Source organism: Colwellia marinimaniae, from assembly GCF_002207865.1.
GTDB lineage: Bacteria > Pseudomonadota > Gammaproteobacteria > Enterobacterales > Alteromonadaceae > Colwellia > Colwellia marinimaniae.
This window is the reverse complement of record NZ_BDQM01000571.1, coordinates 1-229: the sequence shown is the minus strand read 5'-3', so window position 1 is coordinate 229 and position 229 is coordinate 1. Positions and strand designations below refer to the sequence as shown.

The window sequence follows — 229 nt, the reverse complement described above, 5'->3', positions numbered from 1 at the left end:
GTCTATGGAAGGAGTCGAGGGGTTTCGTCAGAACCAGGTACAGATGATCACTGTCTTACCGGCTAATGCCTGGTCACCTAAATGGAACTCAGATCAGGGAGCCAATCGTTTCGGCAATACCAGCAATAAGAGTCAGTCACCCTGGACCGCGGGGATCAAGCTTTTCTCTCAAGTATCCCCATCGAGCCAGCCAGCATACCCAGACGATCTTCAACCTGAGCACATAAAC

At 51.1% G+C, this 229-nt stretch carries 1 protein-coding gene; it reads left to right on the top strand.

What is annotated here, in order from left to right; genetic code table 11:
• Positions 1–43 precede the first annotated feature (43 nt).
• A partial coding sequence (locus MTCD1_RS22075; protein ID WP_235013431.1) for a hypothetical protein occupies positions 44–229 on the top strand: 186 nt, incomplete at its 3' end.